Consider the following 17,652-nt stretch of genomic DNA (forward strand, 5'->3'; position numbering starts at 1 on the left):
GGTTGTACTGCTCTCTAGCAGTCCGCTGCTCGCACATGCTTCGGTTCAGACCGAAGTGTTAGCAGGAAAAGCGCCCTTTGATCGGTGCGAATGTGTAGCGATGAATGCCGGGTACAGGGCCGTCTGTCTCAATGGCAGTCCGATGCTTGACGGTTCCGTAACCCGCATGAACTTCCAGTCCGTAGGGAGGATGGGCATTGCCTGCCCGGACCATCATGCGATCACGCGTGACCTTAGCCACGATGGAGGCGGCAGCGATGGAAATTGAGCGCTGATCGCCTTTCACCAAAGCAGAGCCGGGGCAGGTCAAGCCGGGCGGTACATCGCGTCCATCGATTAACGCATGGCAAGGTTTGAGGGTAAGCCCCATAAATGAGCGACGCATGGCCTCAAGCGCGGCCTTTCGAATGTCGCTGGCGTCAATGCTGCGCGCACTTAAGCTCGCGACTGAGACGGTCAATGCCTTGGCAAGAATGATTTCGTAGAGGGCGTCGCGTTTGGCAGCCTTAAGCCGCTTGGAGTCATCCAGTCCTTCAGGCAAATCATTGGGATCAAGCACCACAGCCGCCGCCACCACAGGACCGGCCAAAGGCCCACGACCTGCTTCGTCGATGCCTGCAATATGAAGAAGTCCGCGCGCCAGATGTTTCTTCTCTTCCGAGAAGTCCGGTGCGAGCGGGATGTCAAAAAGGAGCGGAGAATCAGAAGACAAGCGTTTCATTTGGCGGCAATGCTCGCATTGCTTCTGGTTCTCCGCAAGGTCCCTGCCGAGGAAGGTGGCGTAAAAGCAGGGACCTTCCGTCTGAAATGGACATCAGACGGGGATTGAATACGCAACGCGTAACTCATGCAAACTGCTCGCGTTCGAGACGGTGAGCGCGCAAACTTAAAAAAGCGAAAGCTGCTTGCCACCCTTTTCGACCGGCTCAAACAGATCTGTCCGAAGATGAAGCCGTCTGGAATTGAAGCCGAGCTTGCGTGCGGCAATCTCAAAGCGGCGACCGATCTGCCAGGCATAAGGCCCAGTTCCACGCATGCGCTTGCCCCATTCGGCATCATAATCCTTGCCATCACGCATGGAACGCACAAGCGACATGACATGGCGATAACGATCGGGATAGTTGCGCAAGAGCCAGTCTTTGAACAAAGGCGCTACTTCCAACGGCAGACGCAAGAGGACGTAGCCTGCTTCGCGTGCGCCTTGCGCATAGGCGGCATCCAGAATGCGCTCAATTTCATGATCGTTGATGCCGGGAATGATCGGCCCCATCATCACATTGGTCGGAATGCCAGCATCAGTGAGCTTACGAATAGCCTGCAAGCGCAGGGTCGGCGTCGATGCGCGTGGCTCCATCGTGCGGGCAAGATTGGCGTCAAGCGTGGTGACTGAAAGCGCGACCTTTGCAAGGCCCTTTTCTGCCATGCGGCTCAATATATCTATATCGCGCACCACCAGTGCCGACTTGGTCACGATGCCTACCGGATGGTTGGCAGCTTCCAGTACTTCGAGAACCTCGCGCATGACGCGCCATTTTCTCTCTATAGGCTGATAAGGGTCGGTATTGGTGCCAATGGCTATGGTCTTTGGCTGATAACCGGGCTTTGCCAGTTCCCGTTCAAGCAAGCGTGGCGCATCGGGCTTGGCGAATAGCCGGGCTTCGAAATCAAGGCCCGCCGAGAGCCCCATATAGCTATGCGTTGGCCGCGCAAAGCAATAGATGCAGCCATGCTCACAACCGCGATAGGGATTGATGGACCGATCAAAGCTGATGTCAGGTGAATCATTGCGTGTGATGATGGTACGCGGCTTTTCAACCTGAACATCTGTCTTGAAGGGTGGAAGGTCTTCAAGCGTCTCCCATCCATCGTCAAATTCATGTCGTGTGGTGGGTTCAAATCGCCCTGTGGGATTGATGCCAGCGCCGCGCCCGCGACGACGTGAATGGTCAATGCGCAGGCCTGCCTCGCTCACGAGCGCATTGGCGTGTTCCGCGCGCCCTGTTCCGAATGCTGCTTTATCTGCCTGCTGGATGATTTCCATAACCGACTCTCTTGTTGATGAATCTATTCCTATCGCAAAGAAAGGAACAAAGCAAGAACATACAGGAAGACAGCTTTTCGATCACGAGGTCTTGATATAGAACGGATCATGCTTTCCGTTCTTATCGTCACTCTAAATTCTGAAAAGCTTTTGGCGAACACGTTGTCGGCATTGGTGCCAGCAGTGGTCGAAGGGCTTTTGCGTCGCGTTGTTGTGGTCGATCAAGGCTCGACCGATGAGACAAGGCTGGTGGCAGAAGGAGCAGGCTGTGCTCTTTATAACGAGGATGAGCTGACCGAGGCGCTTGATGCGTTACGAACGGAGTGGCTGTTGATTTTGCAACCCGGGGCAATATTGGCAGACGGCTGGGAAGAAGCTGTGCGTCGCCACATGGGAGAAAGTTGGGGTCCGGCCAGGTTTACTTTGCAGCAAGAGGCGCGTTTGGGATTGCTGGGCAAACTCTTTGCACGCAAGCCATCTTTGGACTCTGGTTTGCTCGTGAGGCTTGAAGCGCTTGGCTCGTTGCCATCGAATGGGCTTGAGCTGGAAGGCTTACCGCGCCAGTTGAAGCCTGTTCGGTTGCCGCAAATCATTATACCCCCACAAACAACAAAAGGCGGAGCCTGAAGAGACTTCGCCTTTTTGTATTGGACCTGCTTCCGCCGATATTAGTTCTGGAAGCTCGAAGGCGATGCATCACCGAAGCGATGAGCCGAACCATCCTGGAACGACGACTGGCCGATGGAAGCGGTTGCAGTGTTATCAACCTGCTGGGTTGCAACTGGCGTGCGATCATTTGCATAAAGATCGGCAGGTTCACCAACATGTGGATTTTCAGCGAGTGCTGCACCGGCGCTAAGGGCGACGGCTACGGCAGCAAGAGCAAACTTTTTCATTTTCTATCTCCTTGGTTTGTGTGAAGCGACGGTGTGTTCGTCGTTTCGATGAGCAAGAGATAGGCCTTTCCATCGGCAGCGCCTAGACAGCATATGGTTCACAGAATGTATCGCAAGGTGTGAACAATAAAGCCTTGAGGCGGGCTGAATGCCCAATATGACACGATTTATTCAAGTATATGTGAACAGTATGAGGCCGAAAAATGGCTATCTGACGCCGGAATTACGATGCCGTTGTTTGGGTGGAAACCACAAACCAGTCAGGCTTTTGCGCCTGAATTTTGGAAGCCGCATCATCTGCACTTTGCCGGTCTTTGAAGATGGCAAAGCACGTCGCACCCGAGCCCGACATCTGCGCAAAAAGTGCGCCCTGCATACGCAATAGATCGAGCTTATTCTCGATTTGTGGAGCAAGCGTCAGGGCTGCTGGCAGGAGATCGTTGCGGGTTGAGCCGAGGTAGGCGCAGATTGTTTCTATGCCGCTTTCTGAAGGCGACGGGAGGGAAGGGTTGTCGCGCTTTGTCAATGCCCTGAAGACATCGGGCGTGGCAACGGCCGTGCCATCATTAACAAGCAGCAAGGGAAGAGGGGGTATTTGCGCGACCGTAGTCAGGTGTTCACCAATGCCGCGCGCAACGAGTGGAGTGCCAACAGCCGCGCCATGCAAACACATAGGAAGGTCAGCACCGAGCTTGAGGCCAAGTTCCGTCAGTGTGTCTAAGTCGAGACCAAGCTGCCAGATTTCATTGAGCGCAAGAAGTGTTGCTGCTGCGTCGCTTGAGCCGCCGCCGATGCCAGAAGCTACTGGCAGGTTCTTTTCAAGATGTATTGCAACGGGCGTGAGATCGCGACCTGCATATTGCTTTAAAACATCGCGGGCCCTGATGGCCAGATTGCCGCTATCAAGCGGTATGCCCTGAGCAAAGCGCCCATCGATGCTGAAACTGTCATGATGCGCTTCTTCAACGCTTATGCGGTCGCCATAATCGGCGAACACCACCAGCATGTCGAGCAGATGATAACCGTCATCTCGGCGCCCTGTTACATGCAGCGCGAGATTAATCTTGGCCGGTGCCACACGATGAACAGGATGACGAACCAGAGCGGCGGCCTCAGTAAAACGATGCATTCAGAAAAAGCAGGATTAAAGCATTTCCAGCAAAAGTGCGTAGCGGTTTTGCGTTGGATAATGCGCCAAAACAAATAGATAGAGCGGTTCCAATGATTCAGTCTTAACTGGAACGGCTCTAATCTTTTTTGACGTAATATTCGCCGGTCTTAGGATCCTGAACGAGCGTGCCATGAGCGCGGTTCTGCGCTTCTTTTTCTGCCCGGCGCACGCGCTGGGTAACGCGTACCGCTTCGCGTTTGAAGGAACGGTAGCCGTACCAGGCGGCAGCGATGATCAACAGCAGAAAAATAAGCTGGGGCATGGCCTCTAGTCCTCAGGCTTGCACAAGATCCCGAAATTGCCATCTCGGGACCACGCAGGGAAAAGTCTTGGCGAATAGCATAACACTGATCCACCCAATTATGCATCATATCATGGTGAAACGATGGAATTCAAAGCCCATATCGTGCCCAGAGCGCTTTTTCTTCGGCAGCCGACAGTAAACCCTCACCAAGACTGGTGGCAATGCTGGTCGGGTCAAGTCCCAGACCGAGGCTCATCTCGACACCCGGTGCCTTGCGTCCAAGCAACCCGCGCTTTGGCTCTATGAGTTTGAGCTTCACCTTGTCCCCATAAGTCTTGCGCAAAAAGCTGCGCATATCACCAATCCCGTCAATAAGACCAATTTCCCTGGCCTTTATACCGGTCCAGAACATGCCGGTGAAAAGATCGGGGTCATTTGTAAGCTTGCTTCCGCGACGTTCCTTGACCATGTCAATAAAGGTCTCATGGATTTCAAGCTGAAGCTTTTTCAAGCGATCAATATCTGCCTTTTTCTCCGGCTGAAATGGGTCGAGCACGGCTTTATTCTGTCCGGCGGTATAAACGCGACGCTCAACACCGATCTTTTTGAGCAGTTCCGGGAAGCCGAAGGATGCCGAAACAACGCCGATGGAGCCGACAATCGAAGAGGGGTCTGCAATGATTTCGTCGCCTGCAAGCGCGATCATATAACCGCCTGATGCGGCGGCATCCTCGACGAAAATGAAGACACGTTTCTGATGTTCATCGGCTAAATCGCGGATGCGTCGATAAATAAGACGCGACTGAACCGGAGAGCCTCCGGGTGAGTTGACAGAAATCGCAACCGCCGGTGTTTCCTTGTCGGTGAACGCCTTTTCCAGAACGCCTGCTGCGGTGGCAAGCGAGAGTGCCGGCCGGAAAGACGAGCCGCCAGTCATGATGGCGCCATGCAGGCGCACAACAGGGATCTCAATTTCTTTTTTGCGAAAACGGCGCGGAATGAAACGGGTCAATATTCCGGACAAATCAAACTCCAGTTGAAAAAGCTTCTTCATTCAAATGTAGAAATCAATCTTGGAAATACAAAGAGAAATGCCCGGAAAAGTGTTCCGGGCATTCATCGCGTATCACTTTTTCGGCTTTGCCAGCATTCTAAGCAGTATGTAGCCACATATTGCTGACAAGGCGGAGCCTGTGAGAACCCCGATTTTCGTTTCCGCTTGCAACAGTTCCGACGGGAACGACAAAAGACCGATGAAGATACTCATCGTGAAGCCGATACCGCACAAGACGGCGACACCATAAAGCTGAGCCCAGCTTGCGCCCATTGGTTTTTGTGCCAGCCCTGATTTGATCGCAAGCCAGGCTGCGCCAAACACGCCTATCTGCTTGCCGACAAACAGGCCAAGCATGATGCCGAGCGGCAGCGTATCAAAGATGATGGAAGGGCTCATCCCGGCAAAGGAAATACCCGCATTGGCAAAGCCAAAAACGGGCACGATGAAGAAGGCAACCGGCTTTGCCAATGCATGTTCGAGGATATGGAGCGGTGAGCTCATATCGTCTGGCTTCGCCTTGGCGGGCTTGAGCGGGATCATAAGTGCTGCCACAACCCCCGCAACCGTCGCATGGACACCGGAATTGAGCACGAAGAACCACAACACCGCCGCACCGATGAGGTAAGGCAGTAACTTGGCTACACCAAGTCGGTTCATTGCAAACATCACCGCAGCCGTTGCGAATGCCGCACCAAGATAAGGCATGGAAATTTCGGCAGTGTAGAAAATAGCAATGATGACAACAGCCGCCAGATCATCGAGAATCGCAAGCGTTGCCAGAAAGACTTTGAGGCTCGAAGGCACGCGCGAACCCAGCAGCGATAAAACGCCGAGTGCAAATGCGATGTCGGTGGCAGATGGTACAGCCCAGCCGTGCACTTTTTCAGGGTCGCCATAGTTGAATGCGACAAAGATCAGCGCAGGCAGAATAACGCCACCCGCAGCAGCAATCCCCGGCAACATGCGATTGGGCCAGCTTGCAAGCTGACCATCGAGAAACTCACGCTTGATCTCAAGCCCGACCAGCAGGAAGAAGATAGCCATCAGCGCATCATTGATCCAATGCGCAAGACTGAGCGGTCCGATGTAGAAATGCAAAGCGTCGAAATAAGCCTTTGAGAAAGGTGAATTCGCAACGATGAGTGCAAGGGCCGCAGAGAACATAAGGACGATGCCACCGGCCGATTCACTATCAAGAAAGCGGCGCATGATGGAAACGGGGCGAACGGGCTTCGGATTGGGCGTCATTGATTTCTTTTCAGGTTATTTCCGGAGCGTCTACATCGTAGAGCATGAGATTACGATCCGTTATGCCCAGTCGTGGCCACTCGGAACGCCAGTCTGCTATGTGGCCAGAAGTGAAATGTTTGTCCAGTGAAACCCGGTCTTGCCAGAGTTCTTTTACATGGATGAGGCTGGGATCAAGAATGTCCTGAGCATATGAATATTCAATGCAGCCACTTTCCGCACGACTTGCTTGGATCATGCGCTGCATTACAAGGCGTGCGTCTTCTAATTTTTCAGCGGGCAGTCGCACGGTTCCGACGATCAGCAGCATGTCCTCAATTTTCCACTTTATATTGTTTGCAGATCCGGCCCGGTGAGGTTCGGTAGGTGCGAAATCCCATCGCTTCGTAATAAGCGAGCCCCATATCGTTGTCGTCGCCGATACTTGCGTCAATATCGGTGATCCTGGCACCTTTTGCAGCTTGGCGTGTTGCGGCAAACAACGCGGAACCCAAGCCTTTACGGGCAGCACGTGGGCTGACATGGGTTCCGATAATGCCCCATCCGACAGCAACGCCGTAAGAATTGCCCTCGGTTGCATGTTTCAGCGACTGAAACCCCAATACTTCGCCATCAACAACCGCCACGTAACATTCTATACGGTTGGGGTCGGCAATATAGAGTTCGATGACATGATCGCGGTCATATTTGCGCTCACGTCCGGTCGCGTCGATAATTTCTTTAAGCACCTTGCTCATGCCATCGGCATCATCGATTCTGACTGGTCTGATTTCCATGAATGCCTCGCTTCTGTGCGGCAAATTTTAAAGCAGCGAAGTCTGCCCGTTATTGATGGCGGTGGCGCGCTCCGTGAAATCATTGCCTTCATCGCCATGAAGGATGAGTGCAGGCATCAGCGAAAGTCCTGCACGGCTGCCACGAATGCCCATAATCACAATGCGGATGGCCGCACTGTCGGGACGCGGCAGTACCGGAATGATTTTCACTCCACCAAAACGACCCGTCAGAGCTTCTAATATCGAGGCGAGTGAACCCGGACGCGCAATAATAGACACGCTACCGCCTGGCCGAAGGATTGCCGATGCGGTGCGTAACCACTGATCAAACATGCCTGCAGGCATGACATGCGCTTCGGCCTTTACGGGGTCGGGCGTGGAGCGGTCACTGGCTTCATTGAAAGGTGGGTTCATGATGACAAAGTCGAAACTATCATCGACGAGGCCAGCGGCAGCGCGTGCCTTTCCAGTCAGCGAGACATCTGCTTCGAGAATATCGACGCGATCAAGCAAGGCTGCATTCAGTGGATGGCTGACGCTTTTATGCGCGAAGTTCAGCATGAAGCCAGAACGTTCAATAAGTGTGACGTGCGCATGCTTGCAACGGGCGGCCACAGCCAGTCCGGCAGCACCTGCGCCACTACCGAGATCAGCGAGCTGACCTGAAAAACCCTGCGGGACGCTGCTTGCGAGAATCATCGCGTCCACGCCGGAGCGATGTCCCTTCATGGCAGGCTGTACGAGGTGAAATGCACCACGATGGAACACATCGAGTGTTTCATCGACCGTGTAAGGCTGGTGCTCGGAAATGTTATTTGCCATGGTCTTTTAATTCGTGTTCCAAGCCAGCGTCGATGAGGTAACGCCGGGCTTCGTCCAGCTTGTCTTCTTCGACCAGAAATCGCCGCGGTATAATGCCAAGCGAACCTTCGAGGATGCTCATATTGGTGTCGGCAATGAAATAGATGATACCTGCCTCTTTCATCAGCGCTTCGGCGACGGACAGCAGTACGGAATCATTTGTGCGCATAAGTTCGATCATTTCGACAATGTGTAATCAATAGACCGCATTGACAACTGCTTCCTTCAATGGTGAACAGGCTCTGAATGAAAAGCTTGGGCGTGCAGGGGGCTTTTAAGCGTCTTGAGCATTCTGATCCGCACACATAGTGTGGTCAGCAGCTAGGAGTAACGACATTGGGTGTGGTTTTGAATCTCGACGGGAAAAAGAAACAGGAAGGGTCGGTCCAGCCTCTGGTCGATCTCACGAAGGCCGATATGGGCCGCGTGAACGAAATGATCCTGTCCCGTGCAGGTTCCGATGTCGAGATGATCCCGGAAGTGGCTAACCATCTCATTTCATCTGGTGGCAAGCGCCTGCGCCCTATGATGACGCTCGCGGCAGCCCGCATGTTTGGCTATGAAGGCGACGGTCATGTCCGTCTCGCAACCTCAGTTGAATTCATGCATACGGCAACGCTTCTGCATGATGATGTGGTTGACGAAAGCGATTTGCGCCGCGGCAAAAGCACGGCGCGTATGATCTGGGGCAATCAGGCCAGTGTTCTGGTTGGCGACTTCCTGCTCGGTCAGGCCTTCAAGATGATGGTAGACGTTGGTTCGCTTGATGCACTCGATGTTCTCGCAACCTCCGCTTCGGTTATCGCTGAAGGTGAAGTGATGCAGCTTGCTGCAGCCAAGAACATGGAAACCACCGAAGACGAATATCTCGCTGTGATCAAGGCAAAGACTGCCGCTCTTTTCTCAGCGGCTGCTGAGGTCGGTCCGATCATTGCTCAGGCACAGCGCTCGGATCGTGCAGCGCTGCGCGACTACGGTCTCAATCTCGGCCTCGCCTTCCAGCTCGTTGACGATGCGCTGGATTATGGTGGCTCGGCTGCCGATCTTGGTAAGAACACAGGCGACGATTTCCGTGAAGGCAAGATCACCTTGCCGGTTATCCTGAGCTATCGTCGGGGTAGCGATGAAGAGCGCGCATTCTGGAAGCACGCGATTGAAGAGGGTGCCAGCGACGACGCGTCACTTGAAAAGGCCATTGGTCTGATGACGAAGCACGGTGCGATTGCCGATACGGTACAGCGCGCGCGGCATTTCGGTGAAATCGCCCGCGATGCCTTGGCGCCGCTCAAGGCAACACCTGAGAAAGACGCACTGATCGAAGTGATCGATTTCTGCATCAGCCGCGTTAATTAAAACCAAGATTAAACAACGACGAAGCATTCATTAGGGATGCTTTGTTGAGCATGTCGCCCGAAAGTGGGAAGCGGTTTCGGGATAACGACATGCGGAGTCACAATGAAAAGAAAAGCATCCATCACGGATGCTTTTCTTGCGCGTGTACCCCAAAAAGGCCATGCTTGAGGTGCCTCTGAATAGGGGAACTTATGCGGAATTGGAAAGAGGACTGGGCTTTATGCGGCAGGGATTGAAACGTCGTCCGCTTTACGGATTGCTTCTCTTGGCTCTAGCGGGAGTAGCGCTGCCAGCAAATGCGGCAATGGCTAAAACCAATCCTGATCCTGTGTCGCAAGTGCGCGCCGGTTCGTTTGCAGGTGCCTATCTTGCAGCCCGCACGGCAGAAGCCGACAACAACATTGGTGCTGCGGTAGATTTCTACCGTCAGGCCATGGCCTTTGACCCCGGCAACGATATTATCAAACAGAACCTGCTTCTTGCACTTCTGACAGAAGGCCGTTTCAAGGATGCTTTGCCGCTTGCGGAAGAGCTGAAGAATCAGCCTGAGATTGAACGCTTTTCGCGTGTCGCTCTGGCAATCGACGCCATTTCCAGGAAGCAGTATCGCAAGACTGGCCCACTCCTGATGCTGTCGATACAGTCCGATATGGATCAGCTTGCGACCAGCCTCATGGGCGCATGGGTTAAGGTCGGGCAGGGTAATCCGAAGCGCGCGCTTGCAGACGTCGTGAAGATCAACGGCCCTGAATGGTATGGCCTGTTCCGCATTTATAATGCGGCGCTGATTGCCGACATCGCTGGTGACAAGCAGGATGCACGTAACTATTACCAGCAGGCGATTGACGACCGTCCGGGCGGAAGTGCTGCACCTGATACCTATGAACGCATTGTGATGGCCTATGCCTCCTTCAAGCTGCGTCAGGGTGACAAGGATGGCGCGATCAAGATTCTGAAAGATGCTGAAGAGCTTCTGAACGGTCGCATGACCATTACCGAGATGCGCGAAAAGATCGAGGCTGGACAGAAATATCCTCGCCTGATCGAGACGCCGCAGCAGGGTGTGGGCGAAGTGCTTTATACGCTCGGTACTGCGATCAACCGTGGCGGTGCGGAAGCTTTTGCCAAGCTTTATCTGCAAATGTCACTGCCATTGCGTCCCGATAATGATGCTACGCTTTATCAACTTGGCGATATTTCGGCGAAGCTGCGCCAGCCTGAAAGGGCGGTCGAATATTACGGTCGCGTTCCTGAAAAGTCGCCCTATAGGCGCGATGCAGAAATGCAGCGGGCGCTTAATCTCGCTGAAAATGAAAAGACAGGCGAAGCGATTGAGCAGTTGAAAACCTTGCTCAACCGCGACAAGACCGATCTTCGTACCTATCTGGCACTGGGCGGTGTCTATGCACAGGACAAGAATTTTGCTGATGCCGCAAAAATCTACGATGCGGCCGTTGAGCAGATCAAGTCACCTGAACGCAAGGACTGGCCGGTCTTCTATCAGCGTGGCATCGCACATGAGCGTTTGAAGGAATGGGATCAGGCAGAGCCAAATTTCAAGAAGGCGCTGGAGCTTTATCCTGACCAGCCACAGGTGTTGAACTATCTCGGCTATTCATGGGTTGATCGCGGCGAGAACCTCGATGAGGCGCTGCTGATGATCAAGAAGGCAGTCGAGTTGCGCCCACAGGATGGCTATATCGTCGATTCACTCGGCTGGGCTTATTATCAGCTTGGTCGTTATCCGGAAGCAGTCGTGGAGCTTGAAAAAGCCGTCAAGCTGCGCCCGGAAGATCCGACGATCAATGACCATCTTGGTGACGCTTACTGGCGTGCGGATCGTCAGCTTGAGGCAACGTTCCAGTGGAACCATGCCATTGCAGGTAAGCCGGAGCCGGAAGAACTCGCCAAGATCGAGGAAAAGCTGAAGTCGGGCCTTGCTGATCCAGCCAATCCTGCGCAAGCTGATGCTGCCAAGCCAGACGCTACAAAGCCTGAAACAGAAAAACCTGCTGCAAACTAACGCAGACCAGGCACAAACCATCCATTGCGCGTTGATTTTACCGCGCGCAATGGCTCGCATGCTTGACCCTGCGTGACGGACAAATTAGACCGGGCCATCATTTCAATAACAAGGCCTGACCCCGTGTCCAGTACGTTGCCAGCACATATGCATCCCACCCGTTCCTTTCAGGGCCTGATCCTGACGCTCCATAACTATTGGGCGGAACATGGTTGCGCTATTTTGCAGCCTTACGACATGGAAGTGGGGGCGGGTACATTCCATCCGGCGACGACGCTGCGTTCGCTCGGGCCAAAGCCTTGGAAAGCTGCCTATGTGCAGCCATCGCGCCGCCCAAAGGATGGGCGCTATGGCGAAAATCCAAACCGCTTGCAGCACTATTACCAGTATCAGGTGATCATCAAGCCATCGCCGCCGAACCTTCAGGATCTTTATCTCGGTTCGCTGCGCGCTATCGGTCTTGATCCGACCCTGCATGATGTGCGCTTTGTGGAAGACGACTGGGAAAGCCCAACGCTTGGCGCTTGGGGTCTTGGCTGGGAATGTTGGTGCGACGGCATGGAAGTGTCGCAGTTCACTTATTTCCAGCAGGTCTGCGGCATTGAATGTTCGCCGGTTGCGGGTGAGCTGACCTATGGTCTTGAACGCCTCGCAATGTATGTGCAGGGCGTTGACAATGTCTATGACCTGAACTTCAATGGTCTCGAAGGCGACGAAAAGCTCACCTATGGTGATGTTTTCTTGCAGGCCGAGCAGGAATATTCCCGCTACAATTTTGAAATGGCGAACACCGAAATTCTGCATCAGCACTTCATCGATGCAGAGCGCGAATGCGAAGCCATTCTGAAGGCAGGCAGCACGGGCGAAGGTTCGCTGCATAAATGCGTGTTCCCGGCCTATGACCAGTGCATCAAGGCATCCCACGTCTTCAATCTGATGGATGCGCGCGGCGTGATCTCGGTTACTGAACGCCAGAGCTATATTCTGCGCGTGCGCAATCTCGCGCGTCAGTGCGGCGAAGCATTTCTGTTGACGGATGCCGGTGGTTTTAATCTCAAGCGTGAGGGCGAGTAATTATTATGCCTGATTTGTTGCTCGAACTTTTCTCCGAGGAAATCCCGGCTCGTATGCAGCGCAAGGCTGCAGGTGATTTCAAGAAGATGATCACCGATGGTCTGGTGGAAGCCGGTCTCACCTATGAGGCAACCACTGCCTATTGGACTCCACGCCGTCTGACGCTTGATATTCGTGGCCTGACTGTGCGCTCGAAAGACGTACATGAAGACGTGAAGGGTCCGTCAGTTACTGCACCCGAACAGGCGATTGTCGGCTTTTTGAAGAAAGTCGGACTGACCGACGTTTCTCAAGCACATGTGCATTCCGATCCAAAGAAGGGCGATTTCTACGTTGCCCATCTGACAAAGCCGGGCCGCGCTGCCGAAGAAATTATCGCTGAACTCGTACCGCAAACGATCCGCAACTTCCCATGGCCAAAATCCATGCGCTGGGGTGCTGCGTCATCCAAGCCGGGTGCGTTGCGCTGGGTGCGTCCGCTGCAATCGATCCTCTGCACCTTTGGTCCTGAAACCGAAGAAACCGTTGTGGTTGAATTCGACGTTGACGGCATCAAGTCGGGCAATGTCACCTATGGTCATCGTTTCCTAAGCGATGGTCAGGCGATCAAGGTGCGCCGTTTTGAGGATTACGTCGATAAGCTTGAGAAGGCTTTCGTGGTGCTGGACGCCGAGCGCCGCAAGGAAATCATTTCGCAGGACGCACATAATCTCGCTTTCGCCTCCGGTCTTGAACTGGTTGAAGATGCCGGGCTTCTCGAAGAAGTTTCGGGTCTGGTCGAATGGCCGGTTGTGCTGATGGGCGAATTTGAAGAAGAATTCCTCGCGATCCCGCCGGAAGTCATCCAGCTGACCATCCGCGTGAACCAGAAGTGCTTCGTCACCCGCAAGCAGGGTGAAACGGAGGCACTGTCGAACAAGTTCATTCTGGTGTCGAATATTGCAGCGTGCGATGGCGGGACGGAAATCGCTTATGGCAATGGCAAGGTTGTTCGTGCACGTCTGTCCGATGCGCTCTATTTCTGGAACACCGATCAGCATGATCTGCCTGATCTCGACAAGCTTGTGCTATCTGGTGAGAAGTTCGGCCTTGATCTCAAAAAGCCGCTCGATCAGCGCATGGCGCGCCTCGATAGCCTCAATGTGACCTTCCATGCCAAGCTTGGCACTCAGGGAGCACGCGTCGAACGCATCCGTGAGCTTGCAAGCCAGGTTGCACCGCTGGTCGGTGCTGATCCGAAGCTTGCTGCCCGCGCAGCCGTGCTGGCGAAAGCTGACCTCACCACGGAAGTTGTGGGTGAATTCCCTGAGCTTCAGGGTGCAATGGGGCGCAAATATGCGCTTCTTCAGGGCGAAGACGAAGCCGTGGCGAGCGCTCTCGAAGAGCATTACAAGCCACAGGGTCCGTCTGACTTCGTGCCGAAGAACCCGGTTTCGGTTGCTGTTGCACTTGCTGATAAGCTCGACACGCTGGTCGGCTTCTGGGCGATTGACGAAAAGCCAACCGGCTCGAAAGACCCATTTGCGCTACGCCGTGCGGCGCTTGGCGTGATCCGTTTGTTGCTGGATAACGATGTTCGCTTGGAATTGGCCGGACGTATTTTACATCAGCATACTCTTTCAATCCTTATTCAGTTAAAGAGCAAAGAGGTTGAGGAAAAAAAACCGACTAAGGGCTCTTCGCCACTAATTCCTTTGGTTGAACACGCTCGTCTGACGAAGCTTTATGACATGGTGACTGATGGTGATACATCAGCTAATGAAAGCGAGATTTGGGATAAGTCGAAAGAGCCGCTAGCTGATCTCCTTTCCTTCCTCCAAGATCGCTTCAAGGTTTACCTGAAAGACGAAGGCGCTCGTTACGATGCCATTGATGCGGTTCTGACATCGGATGCCGATAATCTTCTGCTGGTTGCCCGTCGTCTGGAAGCGCTGATCGTCTTCATCAACGAAGAAGACGGCAAGAACCTGCTGGCCGGCACTAAGCGCGCTGCCAATATTCTGGCTGCGGAAGAAAAGAAGGGCACGAAGGTAGCGGCTAACGTCGATGCTGCTCTGCTGAAGCTTGATGAGGAAAAGGCGCTTTATGCGGCTGTGAACCTTGCCTCCACGGAAGCCGAAGAAGCCATTGCCCGTGAAGATTTCGGCGGCGCAATGCTGGCACTCGCCAAGCTGCGCGGTCCGGTCGATACCTTCTTTGAGAAGGTTTTGGTCAATGACGAGGACGAAAAAGTCCGTGCCAATCGTCTGGCATTGCTTGAACAAATCCGCACTGCCACCAGCAAGGTGGCCGATTTCTCGAAAATCGCCGGATAAACAACAAAAGGGCGCTTTCAAGCGCCCTTTCTTTTTGTAACTCATTCCGATCTTGCATCAACTCAGCATCGGAGTCCCTTGCTCAAAAGCGACGCTTTGTGTAGCTAAGGCGGCAGGAGAATGACCTTGGCCGATATTCTGGAATTCAACGATAAAGCTGTTTTGCGTGCGGTGGCTGTGCTCACCCGTGGCGGACTTGTCGCGATTCCGACAGAAACGGTCTATGGCCTTGCTGCCGATGCATCGCATGGCGAAGGCGTGGCCGGTATTTTCGCCGCCAAAGGTCGTCCGCAATTCAATCCGCTCATCGCCCATGTCGACAGCATCGCCATGGCTGAGCGCTATGTGATTTTCGATCCGATATCACGCAAAGTCGCTGAAGCCTTCTGGCCGGGGCCGCTGACGATTGTTCTGCCGCTTAAGGCCAAGCAGGATACGTCGCGCCCCATCCATCCGCTGGTGACGGCTGGGCTTGATACGCTAGCCATTCGTATGCCCACCGGGCGGGTTCGCGATGTCATCAACCAGCTCGACAGTCCTGTTGCCGCACCAAGCGCTAATACATCGGGTCGCATTAGCCCGACTTCGGCCAAGGCTGTGGCCGATGATCTGGGCAGCAAGATCGATATGATCCTCGATGCCGGTCCTTGTGGCGTGGGTGTTGAGTCCACCATCATCAAGGTCGAAGGCGAGCGTGTGCGTTTGCTGCGTCCCGGCGGTCTGGCTGCAGAAGAGATTGAAGCGCTGTTAGGTTTGAAGCTCGAACGCGCTGAGCATAAGGCCGCAATTCAGGCACCGGGTATGATGGAATCGCATTATGCGCCCAATGCTGCCGTGCGGTTGAATGCTGAAAATGTTGAGCAGGGCGAGGCGCTTCTGGCTTTTGGACCTTTGCGCGTGGCCGATGCCGACAAAGCGGTCGCAGTGCTGAACCTCAGCGCATCGGGTGATTTGCGCGAAGCAGCCAGCAATCTGTTTGATTTCATGCGCAGGCTCGATGCAAGTGGCGCACGCACCATCGCCGTTGAACCCATTCCCTTTGACGGTCTCGGTGAGGCCATCAATGATCGTCTTAAACGCGCGGCCGCGCCGCGCTAATTCCCCCAAGACTTAAGAGAAGCACATGCTCGACACCGCCCTGATCGAACGTTTCGCAGCCATCGTTGGCGAAAAGAATGCACTGACCGCGCCGGAAGACATCGCACCGTTTATGATCGAACAGCGCGATCTCTATCAGGGCCGTTCGCCACTGGTTCTGCGCCCGGCTTCGGTGGAAGAAGTTTCCGCAATTATGGCGCTTGCTTCGGAAACCAAAACGCCGGTCGTTCCGCAGGGCGGCAATACCGGTCTTGTTGGTGGTCAGACGCCTGATGAAAGCAACACCACTGTTGTGTTGTCGCTTGGCCGCATGAACAAGGTGCGCTCGGTTGATCCGGTTGGCAATCTGGTGACAGTGGAAGCCGGTGTGATCCTGAAAAACCTTCAGGATGAAGCGCAGAAAGTGGGCCGTCTGTTCCCGCTGTCGCTTGGTGCCGAAGGTTCCTGTCAGGTTGGCGGCAATCTCGGTTCCAATGCAGGTGGCACTGCCGTTCTTGCCTATGGCAATATGCGTGAGCTTTGCCTCGGTCTTGAAGTGGTTCTGCCAAGCGGCGAAATCCTCAACGATCTGCGCTATGTGAAGAAAGACAATACCGGCTATGACCTGAAGGATCTGTTCGTCGGTTCTGAAGGCACGCTTGGCGTTATCACGGCTGCAGTGCTCAAGATTTTCCCGCAGCCAAAGGGAAAGGGCGTGGCCTATGCCGGCCTGCGTAGCCCGGAAGACGTGCTGCGCTTGTTCCAGCTTGCGACCGAACATGCAGGCCCGTCGCTGACTGGCTTTGAACTGATGCCGCGCGTGGGCGTTGAGTTCACTGTTGCCCATGTGGACGGCGTTCGCGATCCGCTGGAAAGCCCGCATGACTGGTATGTGCTGGTTGATATTTCATCTTCGCGCTCGGAAGACGATGCCCGCACGACACTTGAAACCATCCTGACGGAAGCGTTTGAGAACGACATCATTCAGGATGCGGCGATTGCCGAAAGTGTGGCGCAGGCGCAGATGTTCTGGAAAATGCGTGAGGAAATGTCCTGGGCGCAGAAGCCGGAAGGCGGCTCGATCAAGCACGACATTTCTGTGCCAGTCTCTTCAATCCCGGCCTTCATCCACGAAGCCAATGCAGCGACGCTCGAAATGATTCCCGGTTCGCGTATTGTCTGCTTTGGCCATATTGGCGACGGCAATCTGCATTATAATGTGTCGCAGCCAGTCGGTGCCGACAAGCAGGCTTTCCTTGATCGCTGGCATGACCTTAATCACCGCATTCACACAATTGTTGCATCTTATACCGGGTCGATCTCCGCCGAGCACGGCATTGGCGTCTTGAAGCGTGAGGAACTTGCCTTCTTCAAGCAGGATGTCGCGCTCGAATTGATGCGTCGTATTAAGAAATCATTCGACCCGTTGGGCATCATGAACCCGGGTAAAGTGCTGTAATTTCAGCAAATAAGGCAATATCGAGGCGGGCAGGTAACTGTCCGCCTTTTCATTTAT

18 protein-coding genes and 1 pseudogene are annotated in these 17,652 nt (G+C 54.1%); 8 read left to right on the forward strand and 11 right to left on the reverse strand.

Going from position 1 to position 17,652, the window contains the following annotated elements:
* Nucleotides 1-58 precede the first annotated feature (58 nt).
* Together ACSME1_RS09300 and ACSME1_RS09305 are read right to left on the reverse strand one after the other, a co-directional pair.
* Complete coding sequence (locus tag ACSME1_RS09300) at nt 59-721, reverse strand: ribonuclease HII (RefSeq protein ID WP_036566682.1); 663 nt, start codon at nt 719-721, stop codon at nt 59-61.
* A gap of 165 nt (nt 722-886) precedes the next feature.
* The gene (locus ACSME1_RS09305) at nt 887-2,041 is read right to left on the reverse strand and encodes a PA0069 family radical SAM protein (RefSeq protein ID WP_024896118.1); all 1,155 of its coding nucleotides are present in this window, start codon (nt 2,039-2,041) and stop codon (nt 887-889) included.
* Nucleotides 2,042-2,149: 108 nt separating this feature from the next.
* On the opposite strand from ACSME1_RS09305, the gene ACSME1_RS09310 reads away from it, so the two are divergent.
* Nucleotides 2,150-2,668, forward strand: a complete 519-nt coding sequence (locus ACSME1_RS09310; protein WP_024896119.1) for a glycosyltransferase — start codon at nt 2,150-2,152, stop codon at nt 2,666-2,668.
* 41 nt (nt 2,669-2,709) lie between these two features.
* On the opposite strand, the gene ACSME1_RS09315 is transcribed toward ACSME1_RS09310, so the two are convergent.
* The 9 genes from ACSME1_RS09315 to ACSME1_RS09355 all read right to left on the reverse strand — a co-directional run bounded on the left by ACSME1_RS09315 (nt 2,710) and on the right by ACSME1_RS09355 (nt 8,475).
* Complete coding sequence (locus ACSME1_RS09315) at nt 2,710-2,937, reverse strand: hypothetical protein (protein ID WP_024896120.1); 228 nt, start codon at nt 2,935-2,937, stop codon at nt 2,710-2,712.
* 223 nt (nt 2,938-3,160) lie between these two features.
* Nucleotides 3,161-4,066: a 4-(cytidine 5'-diphospho)-2-C-methyl-D-erythritol kinase gene (locus tag ACSME1_RS09320; protein ID WP_024896121.1), complete on the reverse strand. Its 906-nt coding sequence runs from the start codon at nt 4,064-4,066 to the stop codon at nt 3,161-3,163.
* Between the two features lie 118 nt (nt 4,067-4,184).
* Nucleotides 4,185-4,370: a membrane protein gene (locus ACSME1_RS09325; RefSeq protein WP_024896122.1), complete on the reverse strand. Its 186-nt coding sequence runs from the start codon at nt 4,368-4,370 to the stop codon at nt 4,185-4,187.
* Between the two features lie 130 nt (nt 4,371-4,500).
* Complete coding sequence (locus ACSME1_RS09330; protein WP_036566713.1) at nt 4,501-5,376, reverse strand: S49 family peptidase; 876 nt, start codon at nt 5,374-5,376, stop codon at nt 4,501-4,503.
* A gap of 102 nt (nt 5,377-5,478) precedes the next feature.
* Complete coding sequence (gene nhaA, locus ACSME1_RS09335) at nt 5,479-6,657, reverse strand: Na+/H+ antiporter NhaA (protein WP_036566685.1); 1,179 nt, start codon at nt 6,655-6,657, stop codon at nt 5,479-5,481.
* Between the two features lie 10 nt (nt 6,658-6,667).
* Nucleotides 6,668-6,967: a putative quinol monooxygenase gene (locus ACSME1_RS09340; protein WP_024896123.1), complete on the reverse strand. Its 300-nt coding sequence runs from the start codon at nt 6,965-6,967 to the stop codon at nt 6,668-6,670.
* Nucleotides 6,968-6,971: 4 nt separating this feature from the next.
* Nucleotides 6,972-7,433: a GNAT family N-acetyltransferase gene (locus ACSME1_RS09345; RefSeq protein WP_036566688.1), complete on the reverse strand. Its 462-nt coding sequence runs from the start codon at nt 7,431-7,433 to the stop codon at nt 6,972-6,974.
* A gap of 27 nt (nt 7,434-7,460) precedes the next feature.
* On the reverse strand, nt 7,461-8,255 hold the full coding sequence (locus tag ACSME1_RS09350; protein ID WP_051514712.1) for a tRNA1(Val) (adenine(37)-N6)-methyltransferase: 795 nt from the start codon (nt 8,253-8,255) through the stop codon (nt 7,461-7,463).
* On the reverse strand, nt 8,245-8,475 hold the full coding sequence (locus ACSME1_RS09355) for a DUF2007 domain-containing protein (protein WP_024896126.1): 231 nt from the start codon (nt 8,473-8,475) through the stop codon (nt 8,245-8,247). The genes ACSME1_RS09350 and ACSME1_RS09355 overlap by 11 nt, the downstream gene beginning before the upstream one ends.
* A 155-nt stretch (nt 8,476-8,630) precedes the next feature.
* Here ACSME1_RS09355 and ACSME1_RS09360 point away from each other — a divergent pair, with 155 nt between their 5' ends.
* The 7 genes and pseudogenes from ACSME1_RS09360 (at nt 8,631) to ACSME1_RS09390 (ending at nt 17,595) form a co-directional block, all read left to right on the forward strand.
* Complete coding sequence (locus tag ACSME1_RS09360; RefSeq protein ID WP_024896127.1) at nt 8,631-9,647, forward strand: polyprenyl synthetase family protein; 1,017 nt, start codon at nt 8,631-8,633, stop codon at nt 9,645-9,647.
* A 220-nt stretch (nt 9,648-9,867) separates the two neighbouring features.
* Nucleotides 9,868-11,670, forward strand: coding sequence for a tetratricopeptide repeat protein (locus ACSME1_RS09365; protein WP_024896128.1), 1,803 nt, complete (start codon nt 9,868-9,870; stop codon nt 11,668-11,670).
* Between the two features lie 147 nt (nt 11,671-11,817).
* Nucleotides 11,818-12,744, forward strand: coding sequence for a glycine--tRNA ligase subunit alpha (locus tag ACSME1_RS09370; RefSeq protein WP_036566691.1), 927 nt, complete (start codon nt 11,818-11,820; stop codon nt 12,742-12,744).
* A gap of 53 nt (nt 12,745-12,797) precedes the next feature.
* Nucleotides 12,798-14,567 (forward strand): annotated as a pseudogene (gene glyS / locus ACSME1_RS09375) (glycine--tRNA ligase subunit beta); the annotation flags it as partial.
* A gap of 177 nt (nt 14,568-14,744) precedes the next feature.
* Complete coding sequence (locus ACSME1_RS09380; protein ID WP_435654953.1) at nt 14,745-15,059, forward strand: DALR anticodon-binding domain-containing protein; 315 nt, start codon at nt 14,745-14,747, stop codon at nt 15,057-15,059.
* A gap of 120 nt (nt 15,060-15,179) precedes the next feature.
* Complete coding sequence (locus ACSME1_RS09385) at nt 15,180-16,157, forward strand: L-threonylcarbamoyladenylate synthase (protein ID WP_435654918.1); 978 nt, start codon at nt 15,180-15,182, stop codon at nt 16,155-16,157.
* Nucleotides 16,158-16,182: 25 nt separating this feature from the next.
* A complete protein-coding gene (locus ACSME1_RS09390) occupies nt 16,183-17,595 on the forward strand; it encodes an FAD-binding oxidoreductase (protein WP_105705333.1) in 1,413 nt (470 codons plus the stop codon).
* Nucleotides 17,596-17,652: the final 57 nt, after the last annotated feature.

The sequence above is a fragment of the Brucella pituitosa genome (assembly GCF_965577835.1).
GTDB classification, from domain to species: Bacteria; Pseudomonadota; Alphaproteobacteria; order Rhizobiales; family Rhizobiaceae; genus Brucella; species Brucella pituitosa.

Bases quoted from the DNA above. Each gene is read 5' to 3' on its own strand.
- ACSME1_RS09305 (WP_024896118.1), bottom strand. From the start codon at position 2,041: ATGGAAATCATCCAGCAGGCAGATAAAGCAGCATTCGGAACAGGGCGC.
- ACSME1_RS09355 (WP_024896126.1), bottom strand. From the start codon at position 8,475: ATGATCGAACTTATGCGCACAAATGATTCCGTACTGCTGTCCGTCGCC.
- ACSME1_RS09340 (WP_024896123.1), bottom strand. From the start codon at position 6,967: ATGCTGCTGATCGTCGGAACCGTGCGACTGCCCGCTGAAAAATTAGAA.
- ACSME1_RS09315 (WP_024896120.1), bottom strand. From the start codon at position 2,937: ATGAAAAAGTTTGCTCTTGCTGCCGTAGCCGTCGCCCTTAGCGCCGGT.
- ACSME1_RS09310 (WP_024896119.1), top strand. From the start codon at position 2,150: ATGCTTTCCGTTCTTATCGTCACTCTAAATTCTGAAAAGCTTTTGGCG.
- ACSME1_RS09345 (WP_036566688.1), bottom strand. From the start codon at position 7,433: ATGGAAATCAGACCAGTCAGAATCGATGATGCCGATGGCATGAGCAAG.
- ACSME1_RS09370 (WP_036566691.1), top strand. From the start codon at position 11,818: ATGCATCCCACCCGTTCCTTTCAGGGCCTGATCCTGACGCTCCATAAC.
- ACSME1_RS09320 (WP_024896121.1), bottom strand. From the start codon at position 4,066: ATGCATCGTTTTACTGAGGCCGCCGCTCTGGTTCGTCATCCTGTTCAT.
- ACSME1_RS09300 (WP_036566682.1), bottom strand. From the start codon at position 721: ATGAAACGCTTGTCTTCTGATTCTCCGCTCCTTTTTGACATCCCGCTC.
- nhaA (WP_036566685.1), bottom strand. From the start codon at position 6,657: ATGACGCCCAATCCGAAGCCCGTTCGCCCCGTTTCCATCATGCGCCGC.
- ACSME1_RS09365 (WP_024896128.1), top strand. From the start codon at position 9,868: ATGCGGCAGGGATTGAAACGTCGTCCGCTTTACGGATTGCTTCTCTTG.
- ACSME1_RS09390 (WP_105705333.1), top strand. From the start codon at position 16,183: ATGCTCGACACCGCCCTGATCGAACGTTTCGCAGCCATCGTTGGCGAA.
- ACSME1_RS09325 (WP_024896122.1), bottom strand. From the start codon at position 4,370: ATGCCCCAGCTTATTTTTCTGCTGTTGATCATCGCTGCCGCCTGGTAC.
- ACSME1_RS09385 (WP_435654918.1), top strand. From the start codon at position 15,180: ATGACCTTGGCCGATATTCTGGAATTCAACGATAAAGCTGTTTTGCGT.
- ACSME1_RS09350 (WP_051514712.1), bottom strand. From the start codon at position 8,255: ATGGCAAATAACATTTCCGAGCACCAGCCTTACACGGTCGATGAAACA.